Source organism: Haliscomenobacter sp. (assembly GCF_033763495.1).
Classification (GTDB): domain Bacteria; phylum Bacteroidota; class Bacteroidia; order Chitinophagales; family Saprospiraceae; genus Haliscomenobacter.
Window position 1 is genome coordinate 16,024 of sequence record NZ_JANRKL010000188.1, and the last position, 11,810, is coordinate 27,833.

An 11,810-nucleotide genomic window follows, 5' to 3' on the forward strand; every position below is an offset into this window, starting at 1 on the left:
TTAATTAAATAAGCCTGCAATACATTTGTCAGGCTTATTTTCATTTATAAACTTTCCTGTTTTTTAAAATAAATGCCTATTTTGCCTCTTTCCTACATCAAAAACCCATCGCATCATGCTCCTGATCGTACTGATTTCAGCCGTAGTGCTGCTGATTTTACTCATCACTTTATTTAAATTCAACGCATTCATTGCCCTAGTTTTGGTATCTATTCTGGCCGGTTTGGGGGCCGAAATGGCACCTGTCGATGTGATCAAAGCTGTTCAGAAAGGAATGGGCGATACCTTGGGCTCTCTTACCCTCATCATTGCTTTTGGTGCATTGTTGGCCATTATTTTATCAGAAACTGGCGCAGTCAAACGAATCAGCCAGGGTTTGATAGATACCTTTGGCATGAAATACCTAGGTTTATCCATGGCACTCAGTGCATTTGTGATTGGTATCGTAATGTTTTACAATGCTGGGTTTATCCTGCTGTTACCCTTGGTTTTTAGCATTTCCCGGCGTACTGGAATTTCTCTGATCCAGGTGGTAGTGCCTGTCTCGGCAGCTTTATCAGTCACCCATGGCTTCCTTCCCCCCCACCCTGCCCCGTCCGGAATTGCCGCCTTATTTGGGGCCAATGTCGGTTTGGTTATCATTTATGGCACCATCGTAGCCATTCCAGCCATCTTTTTTTCAGGTATTTTGTTTCCTCGCTTGTTGAAGGGAATGGATATCAGACCTTCTGATAAACTTTTTCCTGAAAGTGAAAATGGAGACGCAAACCTGCCTGGTTTCTGGCCCAGTATAATTGCTGCCCTGATTCCCGTGGTGTTGATGGCCATAGCCACTATCAGCGACCTGGTATTTGAAAAGGAAAGCACGATTCGGCAAGTTTTGGGTTTCATAGGAGACCCTAGCACAGCTATGATCCTTGGCGTTTTTCTGGCGATTCCAATTTTGGGACAACAAAAGAATTTTGCAGGAATCATGCAAAAAACTTCCACCGCCATTGAAAGTGTCGCCACTATCCTGTTGATTGTCAGTGGAGGTGGCGCCTTCAAGCAAGTTTTGATTGAATCCGGGATTGGTGACCAATTGACCGAGCTTATGGGCGGAATTGCGCTTTCACCCTTATTCCTTGGCTGGCTCATCGCTACCATTATCCGAGTATCACTGGGATCAGCAACAGTTGCGGGTTTGATGGCAGCTGGGATTATTCAACCAATGATGGCCGGATCGGATGTTTCTCCTGAATTGATGGTTTTGGCCATAGGAGCAGGTAGTTTGATGCTTTCCCACGTTAACGATACAGGTTTCTGGATGTTCAAAGAATACATGGGGCTGACTGTGGGGCAAACGTTCCGCACCTGGACCATTATGGAAGGGATTGTAGGGGTAGTTGGCTTGATTGGGGTGATGCTGCTAAGTTTGGTGGTATAAAAAATGACGAATTATTCGAATGACGAATTGGGTGCATTGCCTCTGGAGTTTGAAGAGCGCTCCCAATTCGTCATTCGTCATTCGAATAATTCGTCATTTAACTGATTAAAGGCAAAAAAAAGAGCCAATGGCTTGAAAAACCACTGACTCTTTTGATTGGGTGAATGACCGGGTTCGAACCGGCGACCCCCAGAACCACAATCTGGTGCTCTAACCAGCTGAGCTACAATCACCGTGTTGTGCCTTATTTCTAAAGCAGGGCAAAGATAATATACTGCATCGGAATTTGTCAAGTTTATCTAAAAAAAAATTTACTTAAAGATTCCAAACAGACCACCTTTTCCTTTATTACGCTTTTTCTTCGAGTTTTGTTCCCAAGGATACTTATCTCTTTTCCAAATTACGTAGCGGAGGCTGATCCCAGTCTGACTGTCGAAGGTTTTTGCTCCACCAGACAAATTGATAGCGGGTTTGTAGTCGTAGCTCAAATTGATGCTGCCGATGGTCAATTCCAAACCAGCGATGAAGTCAATGCCCCAGGGATCTTCGTAGGAAACTTCCAATTGATCTGCCCAACCTTTGTGAAAACCTGCACCATAATAAAAATTCAGACGACGGGTCAAAATTGGCTTATGAATAAGGCCCAACACAGTCAGCTGGGTTTCCTCCCTTTGTAGGCTGGATTGGAGCAACATCTCTGCCGCATAGTTTTTATGTAAACGTTGCCGCATGGTAAGCCCCCACTCGGTTCCCATCCTAAGCCCCAGGGCCGTATTGTAGGATTGGCCCAGGGCGAAATTTGCGCACAATAATAAAGTGCCAATGATTAGATTCCATTTTTTCATGCCACACTAAACGAAAAAAATAAATAAATTAGTGTTGCATTAATGATAAAAAAATGTAATTTAGCAGCAGAATAAATGTTTCTGAAATTACTACTTTCTATTCACTCCACATTTTTCTTTTCCATTCAGCAATTTCTCTCCAAAACACTAGGAATCATTCTCACTCCTACAACTTGCTTTTTGTACCTAACAAATTATACTCATGAAACAGTATTACTTTTCTAGCCTGTTTGTGCTGTTGATTGCAGCCTATTTTCCACTACACGCCCAAACTACATTGGCCGCCCCCTACAAATTTCCAGGTGAAGCTGGAGTTTTGATCGGAGCAAGCAACTACGCGGGCGACATTGTTAAAAATGGACATTACGACCTTGGGGCCTCGTGCTTCAATTTTGGTGCTTTCTACCGACTGTATTCGAGTAACAACCTGAGTTGGCGCTTTAGCTTAAATCAGGGAAAGCTCAAAGGCAATGACCTTGATTGGGAAGGAACAGATCGCATTGGGCGAGGTTTCAGTTTCACTACTTCTCTGACAGAATTGGCAGCACGTACAGAGTATGACTTCATGAACCACCAGCGTTGGAGTGTCGACGATGGGTTTCAAAAGAAATTCAGCCTGTATCTTTACGTTGGAGCTGGTCTGAGTCTTATTAAAACAAATACCTTTTTCAACCCAAACCTTGGCGCGCGTTATGATGCATTAATTGCGGAGGACAAACAAAATCAACGTTCGCTTGTGTTCACCATTCCATTCGGTGGTGGCCTTAAGTTTGATTTGAATGAGCGCTGGACGATTGGTGGCGAGTTGGGGTTGAATCCCGTTTTTAACGACTATCTGGATGGGATCAGTATGTCGGCCAATCCAGATTACAACGATTGGTACTCAGTAGGAGGAGTTACGGTTTCTTATCGTTTACAATCCGTTCTGGATCGTCGTTTTTTCAGTAAAGATAAAAATCCGGGATCGGAAGGAACGGCTACAACTACAGAATAACGAATTTTTCGAATGACGAATGACGAACATGCTCGGTAACCCGAAAATAGCGTCATTCGTCATTCAAAAAATTCGTCACTTGTTTTTATTCTGCTTCAAAAAAACTATCGTACTGGTTCTTATGTCCCATTTCCCGAATGGGCTCTTTCATAGGCTTGTTCAGGTCCAACACCTGGTTGTCATCGTTTGCAAGATCAAGAATATTTTTCTTTTCCTCCCCTAATAACAAGGAAACGCCGTCCTGTTCCCATTTCTCCAACATTTTTAGGCCTTCTTCTTCGAATACGCCATTTTGTAAGTCAATTGACTCCATGAATTTGGAAGACATCTGCATGAAGTTTTCCATTTCTCCCACTTTGTTGGCTACATCTTCGGTAATGGCATCCATTGCGGCGTCGAACATAGCTCGTTTGTCTGGATCCCCACTAATGATGCTCATGGCTGATTTCATGGCATTGTTACTGGCGTGGATGGCTTTTTGCTCTTGTTCCTTAACCATTACCTGGTCTTGGATGTCTTCGGCAAGAATGTAGGAGTTTTCGCGCATTTTGGTCAACACGCGGTACATGACTTCCATTTTGCGATCCAGTTCTTCAAGGCGTACATTGGATTCCTGCAAGCGCCCAGCTTTGCGGGTTTTCAGGATCATTGAAGCATCATCCTTTTTGTTTTTGGCTTCACTGGCCAACTGGAGATTGCTTTTGATTTCTTTTTGGTTGTTTTTGATGATTTCGCGCAATTTGTGCATTTGGCCACGCAAACGGTTGATTTGACGTTCCATATCGTGCAGGTTCTTGCGCAAATGATCCACATATCCCTTCAAGATGGCAATCGGGTCAATTTGCACAAAAAGACCTGTAATCCAGCGCATTACACTCTTGTACATGTACCAAACCAGGGTCCGGGTACGATTGTCCAAAACCATGTACAACAAGGCAACCAAAACAGTAACCGCGATGGCTAAGTTGATGGTACTGCTCAGGATGGCTCCCAAAATTGGCAAAATGGACATCACCCCCATTACGGCCAAAACAACAATCCCGATAAGAAAAATTGCGCCAGTTTTACCCTCTGGTCTGCTCCAGAATGATTTAGGCTTCAATTGCTCAGACATAAAAAATAAGGTTTGTGTATGAGGGATAAAACTTCCACCAAGCTGGGGGAAATTTTATCCCATCAGACTATTTCATGTATTCTTGAATTTTATTCAGGTCGCCCTGAATTTGGCCAACCAATGATTCGTAGGAAGCTACAAAATCATTTTTGGTGGATTCGATATGTCGGGTCGCATCTTTGATTTGCTGCGATAGTTCTACATATTTCTGCTTGGTTTGTTCAATTTCCTGCTGCATTTTTTTGATCTCCTCCTCCTTGGCTTTCACTGAGTTGGACAACTCTTCCATTTGTTGTTCCTTGTTGCCAATTTGTTGGGTGCGTTGGTTTTTCATCGCTTCATCAAACTTGCCTTGCTCCGATTTGAGCACTTGCAGGTATTGCTGGGCAGAGCTGACAATTGCGGCCATTGAAGCCCCCATGGACTTAGCCATAGCCATCGCCGACTTGAAACGGGTGGCCTCATCCATGTTCATGTCTTTCAAGGATTGCAGCGAATTTCGAAACTCCAGGTAGTCGAAACCTTCCTGATTGTTTTTTTCGATGGCTGAAAAAAGCACACTCAGGAATTTATCGTTTACTTTTCCTGGAGATGGGGCATCCGTGCTCGTCTCTTTTGGCAAGCTGGTTGAAGGTTTACTTTCTTTGCCGGGGTTGGCGGTAGCCTTTTGTTCCGGCTTCCCGGTCTCCTCCTCGGGCACGATGAAGAGCGCTTTGAAATCTTTTAAAAATCCATTTGACATAATACGACGTGTGAGTTGAGATGGTTGCTAGTATACGACCAAATTAAAATTTTTGTCTACAAATTAACGCAGAAAAAAATAACTTCCCGATTTGGGTTTTGAATAGGAAGTCAAATGCTTCATTTCAAGTGCGCTTTTTATTCAAAAGCCTCTGAAAAAATCGGGAAGTAATTTTTTGCGTCATACAAAGTAAGGAAGAATTACTTTTACAACAAAAATTAATGCAGGACTAGTTCAATTCCTGCTCCAAAAAAGCCCATAACCATTGAATATCTATGCAAGTGAACAACGAAATTGGCCGATTGCAACGTGTAATTGTACATCGTCCCGATGAAGGTATCGCACGGGTCTCTCCCAAACGCTCTGAAGAACTGTTATTTGATGACATCGTTTTTTTACCTCAAATGCAGGAAGAACACGATGTATTTACAGCAGTGCTCCGTGCATTCGTAGGCAATGACCGGGTACATGAAACCGAACAATTGTTGCTTGAATCTTTGATTGCTGATCCTGAAAATGGACAAAGGCTTCTGGCTGAAATTGCCGATTATGAGGAACTGCCGGGTTCTGCATTGCGCTTTTTGCAAAGTTTATCGCCAGACGATTTGACTAAAGTATTGATCAGTGGGTATTATGCTCCGGAAGATTACATTCTTTTTGACCCCATCCCCAATTTTATCTTTACCCGGGATATTGCAGTTGCGGTCAACGACCACGTGATCATCACCAAAGCAGCCAAGGAGGCCCGCCATCGGGAAAACCACCTCACCCGCTTTATCTTTGGAAGCCATCCACTTTTCAAAAAGCGCTATGAGGACGATAAACTGATTAACCTCAACAACATTGACAAATTTCCCCCTTCCCGGAAAGGGGAATACGTCTCCATCGAAGGTGGCGACATGATGGTTTTAAGCCCCGATTACCTCCTGATTGGTTGTAGTGAACGCACTACCCGGCACGGAATAATGTCCTTGACCAAGGTCCTGTTTGAAAAAGGGGTAATCAGTAATGTTGCACTGGTCAACATTCCCAACGACCGATCTTACATGCACATTGATACTGTTTTTACCCAGATCAACCATCACCATATCGTGGCTTACAAACCCCTCGTGGTAGATGGGATAAGTTCTACGGTGGAGTTGTACCGGGCCAACGGGAGCAATGAGTACTACCCTTCTGTGCACAATTTTATCCGCTCCGAAATAAATCCAGAGATGAAGTTCATTTACAGTGGCAACGGAACTTCGCCCTATCAGGAGCGCGAACAGTGGACGGATGGCTGCAATCTGGTCGCCCTCAAACCCGGCGTAGCCCTTACTTATGATCGCAATCCGGTAACCGAACAAGCTTTCCAAAAAGCCGGATACAAAATCTTGCATGCCCGCGACTTCTTGGCCGCATACCGGGCTGGTCAGCTGGATCCCGAGACGGTAGAAAACACCATCATCACCCTACCTTCCAATGAATTGTCTAGGGCCAGGGGTGGTTCGCATTGTATGACTTGCCCTATGGAAAGGGCCTGATAAGCTGACAATTTATGTACACACACGATTTTCAAAAACGCGTTCGTTACGGAGAAACCGACCAGATGGGGTATCTTTATTACGGCAATTATGCCCAGTATTACGAAATAGGTCGAGTGGAAATGTTGCGCTCCCTGGGTTTGACCTACAAAGCGATGGAGGAAGATTGGGGTGTAATGATGCCCGTTTTGTCCCTGCAAATGCGGTATGTTAGACCGGCTTTTTACGATGAATTGTTGACAATTCGAACGGCATTGCGGCGAATACCAGATCAATTCATTACCTTTCACGTTGAAATTTACAACGAAAATAATAAATTGGTCAATGGTGGCAGTGTTAGACTTTGTTTTGTGGACAAAAAAAGCAACAAAACCATTGATGCGCCGGTCTATTTAATTGAAAAACTTCGACCCTTTTTTGAGCCGTGAAAGTACGATTACCAGATTTCAAGCAGTGGGAAAATTGGTTCTGGGGGCATCCGCTCTGGATCAAGTTGGTTTGCTGGGCGCAAAACCGCTCTTTTCCTGGTTTTTTTGGCGTTTCCATTTACAATGTGGTAAAGTTTTTTGTGCAGGAAATCCAGCGTTTTGACCTGTTTACCCGCGCCAACTCCATTGCTTACAGTTTCTTTTTGTCTTTGTTCCCCTCCATTATTGCCTTGTTTACCTTGATTCCCTGGTTGAAAAGCACTTTTCTCCATTATCTGCCCGGAGGAGAACATTTTGACGTTTACCTGCAAACGGAGATTCAAAAAATTATGCCTGGTGACGCCGGAGATCAATTGTTCAGCTTCATAGAAGACATCACCAACAATCCAAGAATTGCACTGCTTTCGGTGGGTTTTATTTCTGCGATTTATTTTGGGTCCAATGGCATTTTGTCGCTTCTGCGTTCCTTTGACAAAACTTATGAAGATTTTGCCAAATGGAACTCCTGGAAAATGCGCTGGGTGGCCATTGTGCTGGCGGTTCAATTGAGTGCGCTGTTGATTGCTTCAGTGATTTTGGTGATTTTGGGGCAGTCTTTTGTCAAAATGATCAACGATTGGTTGGACCTGGGGTCTTTGGTAGAGCTTTCCCTCAACATCGTCCGCTGGATTGTGATCATTTCTTTGTATTACGTTTCCATCGCCCTCATTTACCGCAATGGAGCCGCCATGATCCGCCGCTTCAGGTTTTTTACGCCCGGTGCGGCATTGGCTTCTTTCCTTTGTTTGCTTTCCTCGGTCGTTTTTTCCATGTACGTAGACATGTTCAACACCTATAACCGTTTATATGGTTCAATCGGTGCCATTATCGTGCTGATGCTTTGGATTCAGATGAACGTCATGTCGATCCTGATCGGATTTGAATTGAATGCCAGCATTGTCATCAACAAAAGATTACTCAGTACTGTCGAAAAAATTTCGGAAGTTAAACCACAATTGGAGCCCCAACCCGATCCTATTGAAAGTGAAAAGCGAATAGCGAATAGCGAAAAGCAAGAAGCGAAGCACGAAGAGCAGTCTGTAAAAAGTGAAGAACAACCCGCGAATAGTGAATAATGTAATTTTCGCTTTTCGCTTTTCGCTTTTCGCTTTTCGCTTTTCGCTTTTCGCTTTTCGCTAAAAAAATAAAATATGAAGGCGCATGTCTTGGTTTTTATGCTGTTCTTTTCATTCGGCAGTTTATTCGCCCAAAAGTACAGCAATGAATTTTTATCGATTGGCGTCGGGGCCAAAGCACAAGCCCTTGGCAATGCGGTGGTGGCACAAACCAATGATGTCACAGCTGGTGTATGGAACCCGGCTGGTTTGGCCGCCAATGAAGATGCCCCTGGCCTTCAGATTGGGGCCATGCATGCCGAGTGGTTTGCAGGGGTTGGAAAATTTGATTACATCGGGGTGATGTTGCCCTCCAACAATGATAAAAGGCGGCTGGCTTTGTCTTTCATCCGTTTTGGGGTCGATGAAATTCCCAATACTTTGACGCTTTATGAAAGTGATGGGACGGTCAACTTCGATAACCTGCGCGAGTTCTCTGCAGCTGATTATGCTTTGCTGCTGTCCTACGCCCAAAAGGGTCGACCTGGAAATGGCCAATGGTTTTGGGGCGGCAACGTAAAAGTCATCCACCGAAGAATTGGGCCTTTTGCCAACTCCTGGGGTTTTGGCCTGGATGGTGGAGTGCAATACCACCGGGGCAATTTCCGCTTTGGGGCTATGGCTAAAGACCTCAGTACCAGCTTCAACGCCTGGTCTTTCAATTTTACGGATGAGGAAAGGCAAACCCTGGAGTTGACCAACAATGAGGTACCCATCAATAGCCTGGAAACGACCAAACCACAACTAATCCTGGGGGTAGCTCAGCGTTTTCAATTCAAAAAAATTGGCCTTACCCCGGAACTTGACCTGATCGTTTCTACCGATGGCAAACGCAATACTCTGGTCTCCTCCGATCCTTTCAGCATTGATCCGGCCATTGGCATCGAGGCGGATTTGAACCAAACGGTTTTTTTACGTCTGGGCATGAACCAGTTCCAGAAAGAAAGTTCCTTTTCGGGGAAAAGTGTGCTTTCACCAAGGCCTGGAATTGGGGTCGGGTTGAAAATTTCTGCACTGCAGGTGGATTATGCATTTACGGATTTGGCGGCGCAGGAGAATACGTATTCGCATATTATTTCTTTGTTGTTGAATTTGAAGGCGAGGAAATAGTAGGGTTAATAACAGCATAAACGACTCAATGATGTTCAAGAACTATATAAAAGTTGCATTCCGGAATTTAAACAGACAGAAAGGATATACGCTTATCAATGTTCTCGGACTATCATTCGGAATGACAAGCTGCATTCTCCTTGCTTTATTTGTCAAAAGTGAACTTTCATATGACAAAGACTTTGTCGATGCCAACCAAATACATAAACTTGTTCTTGAGCTAAAGCAACCTGATCAAACGATTGTTCAGGCAGGTGTTCCACATTCTTTTGCAAGCGTGTTAGTTAAAGATTGTCCAGAGGTAGAGCGAGCAACCAACATTTGTGGTCCCTTCGATGACATGAGGATTTCTTACAAAGGTTCTGATAAAAGTGAGCTGAATTTTCTAGAGGATGGTGTATATGCCGCCGACAATCATTTTTTCAACCTATTTAGTTTCAAAGTCTTGAAGGGCGACCGCAAGACGATGCTCCTGCATCCTAAAAGTATGGTGCTCACCGAAAGTACAGCAAAGCGGCATTTTGGTGATGAGGATGCATTCGGAAAATTAATCCGGATGTCAGGCGATGTTTTTACGGTTACAGGCATTTGTAAAGACCCACCGGATAATTCTCATTTTGCATTCAACCTATTAATCTCAATTAACACGATCGAACGATTCACCATCGATAATTTTAACCGACCTGATACTTATTGCTACTTGAAATTGCAAGAAGGGTCAAATCCAGCATTGCTTGAATCAAAATTTCCGGCAATGGTGGATTTGTATGCAGCAGCCGATTTTGAACAGGCAAACGGAACGTCATGGACTGATTACAAAAAAGCGGGAAATGGATTTCGCTATTTCCTGCGTCCACTTACAGGTATTTATTTAGATCCGGACAACATTGGTGGCATGAAGCCCAGTGGTAACATCATTTTGATAAGAATTCTGATGGCCATCGCTGTGCTTATCTTCATCATTGCCTGCATTAATTTTATAAACCTTGCCACAGCTCGCTCACATGAACGAGCCAGAGAAGTTGGGGTCAGAAAAGCCTTGGGTTCTTTCAAGCAGCAATTAATCTTTCAATTTTTGAGCGAGTCCTTCCTCGTGAGTTTGATGGGCGTCGGTTTATCCGTTTTGCTAATCATTATTGCTTTGCCACATTTTAACCTCCTTGTAGAAAAGAGCTTACAAATAAAATTTAACTTACCGACAATTTTTGGGTTCATAGGGTTAACGATTGCATTAGGGCTTTTATCTGGTCTTTACCCCTCTTTTGTCTTGTCTTCTTTCAAACCAGTTAGCGTATTGAAAGGCAAGTTCACGGCTACTTCAAAGGGTAAATGGATAAGGAGTGGACTGGTCGTTTTTCAATTTTGGGTTTCGATCACATTGATCATTTGCACATTGGTCATGCTGCAACAGTCAAAATTTATCAGTCAGAAAGACTTAGGTTTTAACAAGGATGAACTACTGGTAATCGAAGGCGATTTTCACATGAAGCCTCAGTTTACGCGCCATTTAGTGGAAGAAATCAAGCAGCTGAACCAAGTGGTTTCGGTAGCAGGAAGTTTATCGATGCCCACGATGGGAGGCATTTATCCCCAACAGTATCAATCAGAAGATTCTCCAGAGGTCAGATCGATGCATACGATGGAAATTGGAGACGAGTTTGCGGAAACAATGGGCTTTAAGTTACTTGATGGCAAAATGTTTTCCGCATCTACGAATGATTCGCTTTCAGTGATTCTAAACGAATCTGCCGTAAAAACATTTGGTCTATCAGATCCCATAGGTAAAAAGATAACCTTTATTGAGCAGACCTATCGCTCAGGAGAACGAATCACCTTTACTGTCATTGGAGTCATTAAAGACTTTAATTATCAAACGCTGCATGAAACAATCACCCCACTGGTCATTCAGAGCAACGAAATTATTTTCAGCCGGATGAGCTACGTGGTAACGAGGCTCAAACCAAGTGCTAACGCGACAGCCATTGCACAAATTGAAGCCAAATGCAAAGATTTAGCCCCCAATTTACCTTTTCAATTCAGATTTCTTGACAATGTTGTTGAATCCAAGTACCGAAAAGAGGAACAAATGGGTAAAGTCTTTGCGCTATTTTCCGGCCTCAGCATCTTCATAGCCTTGATTGGCTTGCTTGGTCTTTCTACTTATACTGCCAGTTTGCGCTCCAAAGAAATTGGGATTCGTAAAGTATTTGGTGCGGGTATACTGGATGTGTTTTTTCTGTTAACACGTGGATTTACAGGAATAGTTTTAATTTCTTTCCTATTGGCTATCCCGATTTCCTGGTACATCATGGAAACATGGTGGCTAAGCAGCTTTGCTTTTAGAATTCAAATTGGGTCCTGGACAATTGTAAGCGTAGGTTTTGCTTCTTTGGCAGTAGCTCTTATTTCGGTTTGTTATCAATCCATTAAAGCATCAGTTACAAACCCCATATACTCACTTCGAAATGAATAGC

General features: G+C 43.5%; 10 protein-coding genes and 1 tRNA gene. 7 read left to right on the forward strand and 4 right to left on the reverse strand.

Annotated features, from left to right (window positions below):
* Positions 1-115 precede the first annotated feature (115 nt).
* Positions 116-1,426, forward strand: a complete 1,311-nt coding sequence (locus SFV55_RS21035) for a gluconate:H+ symporter (RefSeq protein WP_320031523.1) — start codon at positions 116-118, stop codon at positions 1,424-1,426.
* Between the two features lie 158 nt (positions 1,427-1,584).
* Here the strand turns inward: SFV55_RS21035 and SFV55_RS21040 are convergent.
* Positions 1,585-1,660 (reverse strand) — tRNA-His (locus SFV55_RS21040).
* A 77-nt stretch (positions 1,661-1,737) separates the two neighbouring features.
* Positions 1,738-2,271: a hypothetical protein gene (locus SFV55_RS21045; protein WP_320031524.1), complete on the reverse strand. Its 534-nt coding sequence runs from the start codon at positions 2,269-2,271 to the stop codon at positions 1,738-1,740.
* A gap of 202 nt (positions 2,272-2,473) precedes the next feature.
* Between SFV55_RS21045 and SFV55_RS21050 the strand changes: the two genes are divergently transcribed.
* A complete protein-coding gene (locus tag SFV55_RS21050) occupies positions 2,474-3,265 on the forward strand; it encodes a DUF6089 family protein (RefSeq protein WP_320031525.1) in 792 nt (263 codons plus the stop codon).
* 85 nt (positions 3,266-3,350) lie between these two features.
* Here SFV55_RS21050 and SFV55_RS21055 read toward each other — a convergent pair whose 3' ends face one another.
* Together SFV55_RS21055 and SFV55_RS21060 are read right to left on the reverse strand one after the other, a co-directional pair.
* Positions 3,351-4,379, reverse strand: coding sequence for a hypothetical protein (locus tag SFV55_RS21055; protein WP_320031526.1), 1,029 nt, complete (start codon positions 4,377-4,379; stop codon positions 3,351-3,353).
* 67 nt (positions 4,380-4,446) lie between these two features.
* On the reverse strand, positions 4,447-5,121 hold the full coding sequence (locus SFV55_RS21060) for a hypothetical protein (RefSeq protein WP_320031527.1): 675 nt from the start codon (positions 5,119-5,121) through the stop codon (positions 4,447-4,449).
* A 275-nt stretch (positions 5,122-5,396) separates the two neighbouring features.
* Between SFV55_RS21060 and SFV55_RS21065 the strand changes: the two genes are divergently transcribed.
* From SFV55_RS21065 to SFV55_RS21085, 5 genes are all read left to right on the forward strand, one after another.
* Positions 5,397-6,644 (forward strand): arginine deiminase family protein, encoded by a 1,248-nt coding sequence (locus SFV55_RS21065; protein WP_320031528.1) that lies wholly within the window; start codon positions 5,397-5,399, stop codon positions 6,642-6,644.
* Positions 6,645-6,658: 14 nt separating this feature from the next.
* A complete protein-coding gene (locus SFV55_RS21070) occupies positions 6,659-7,072 on the forward strand; it encodes a thioesterase family protein (protein WP_320031529.1) in 414 nt (137 codons plus the stop codon).
* Positions 7,069-8,187, forward strand: a complete 1,119-nt coding sequence (locus tag SFV55_RS21075; protein ID WP_320031530.1) for a YihY/virulence factor BrkB family protein — start codon at positions 7,069-7,071, stop codon at positions 8,185-8,187. Before SFV55_RS21070 ends, SFV55_RS21075 begins: the two co-directional genes overlap by 4 nt.
* 75 nt (positions 8,188-8,262) lie before the next feature.
* Positions 8,263-9,336 carry a PorV/PorQ family protein gene (locus SFV55_RS21080; protein ID WP_320031531.1) on the forward strand — a complete coding sequence of 358 codons (1,074 nt, stop codon included), beginning with the start codon at positions 8,263-8,265 and terminating at the stop codon, positions 9,334-9,336.
* A 31-nt stretch (positions 9,337-9,367) separates the two neighbouring features.
* Positions 9,368-11,809, forward strand: coding sequence for an ABC transporter permease (locus SFV55_RS21085; protein ID WP_320031532.1), 2,442 nt, complete (start codon positions 9,368-9,370; stop codon positions 11,807-11,809).
* Position 11,810 lies beyond the last annotated feature (1 nt).

Coding starts and splice junctions, on each gene's coding strand:
- SFV55_RS21055 (WP_320031526.1), bottom strand. CDS start 4,379: ATGTCTGAGCAATTGAAGCCTAAATCATTCTGGAGCAGACCAGAGGGT.
- SFV55_RS21065 (WP_320031528.1), top strand. CDS start 5,397: ATGCAAGTGAACAACGAAATTGGCCGATTGCAACGTGTAATTGTACAT.
- SFV55_RS21050 (WP_320031525.1), top strand. CDS start 2,474: ATGAAACAGTATTACTTTTCTAGCCTGTTTGTGCTGTTGATTGCAGCC.
- SFV55_RS21035 (WP_320031523.1), top strand. CDS start 116: ATGCTCCTGATCGTACTGATTTCAGCCGTAGTGCTGCTGATTTTACTC.
- SFV55_RS21080 (WP_320031531.1), top strand. CDS start 8,263: ATGAAGGCGCATGTCTTGGTTTTTATGCTGTTCTTTTCATTCGGCAGT.
- SFV55_RS21085 (WP_320031532.1), top strand. CDS start 9,368: ATGTTCAAGAACTATATAAAAGTTGCATTCCGGAATTTAAACAGACAG.
- SFV55_RS21060 (WP_320031527.1), bottom strand. CDS start 5,121: ATGTCAAATGGATTTTTAAAAGATTTCAAAGCGCTCTTCATCGTGCCC.
- SFV55_RS21070 (WP_320031529.1), top strand. CDS start 6,659: ATGTACACACACGATTTTCAAAAACGCGTTCGTTACGGAGAAACCGAC.
- SFV55_RS21045 (WP_320031524.1), bottom strand. CDS start 2,271: ATGAAAAAATGGAATCTAATCATTGGCACTTTATTATTGTGCGCAAAT.